This window comes from Vibrio sp. 03_296 (assembly GCF_002265885.1).
The window spans coordinates 1-1,101 of the sequence record NZ_NPKW01000582.1; the positions used below are offsets into that span (position 1 = coordinate 1).

2 pseudogenes are annotated in these 1,101 nt (G+C 49.1%); both read left to right on the plus strand.

Annotation, left to right across the window (positions count from 1 at the left end):
• A pseudogene (locus CIK04_RS26340) lies at positions 1-876 on the plus strand (type II secretion system F family protein); the annotation flags it as partial.
• Positions 877-908: 32 nt separating this feature from the next.
• Positions 909-1,101, plus strand: a pseudogene (locus tag CIK04_RS34090) (hypothetical protein); the annotation flags it as partial.

Consider the following 1,101-nt stretch of genomic DNA (forward strand, 5'->3'; position numbering starts at 1 on the left):
GATCTCCACCAGCTTGTTGGTGGTCACGGTTGCTGTGGTCTTTTCTGGCAACCGAGCGCCAGTGAAGAAAAAACTAGAACAGATCCACAAAGAAGTGTCGGGTAAGGCGCTGAAGAAAAAAAGCCGCAAAGTGGAAAACACGTTGGAGTCGTTAGCGCCGATCGTGGTCGGCAAGGATTCGAAAGAGAGGGAGAGCATTCGTAGTCAGTTAATGCATGCGGGTTTTCACAACCGTGACGCGTTGACGGTGTTCTATGCAATCAAAACCTTTTTTGCGGTGCTGGGTTTTGGCGGTGCAGCGGCGGTGTTCTTTTTATTGCCTAGATATGGATAACAGTACGTTGGTGATGGTGGTTGCCGTTGCGGGGGCTTRTACATCCCAACATCGGTTTGAATCATTTGTGAAAAAGCGTCAACGCATGATCCGGGCTGGTGTGCCAGATGCGCTGGATTTATTGGTGGTGTGTACAGAATCTGGTTTGGGTTTTAACGCTGCGCTGAGAAAGGTGGCCGATGAGCTGGCCATTTCTCATCCGGAGTTTGTCCGATGAGTTAGATACGGTTTGCGCCAAAATCAAAAGCCGGGGATTGAGGATGTCGACGGCGTTTGGAAGAGTTGGTAACGCGAACGGGTCTGTCGGAGATCAACGGCTTGGTTAATATGCTCTCTCATGCCTCCAAAATTGGTGGCAGTTGTCGCAAACATTGCGTGATTACACAGAAGATTTTCGCGATAAACGCAATCAGGAAGTGGAAGAAATTGCAGCAAAAATCCCGACAAAAATGATTTTTCCACTACTGTTATTTATATGGCCTTGTTTCTTTATTGTCGCCGTTGGGCCTGCGTTGCTATCGCTATCGGATGCGCTGGGGTAAGGGGGAAGGAATGAAAATGACAAAAACGCGTATTGGGWTTGCTGGTGGCCATAACACTTTATGGTTGTGCGAGCCAGGAGCCGCAAGGCCCACAGTATGATCTCAGTTTGTACGAGTGGCCGACCGATTGATACGTTGAGCTCTGACGTGATGCCAGTGTCTGAAAAGAGGCGATCACACGAGGTGATGTGGCTCTGCGCAACAATAATAACGACTTAGCGCTGT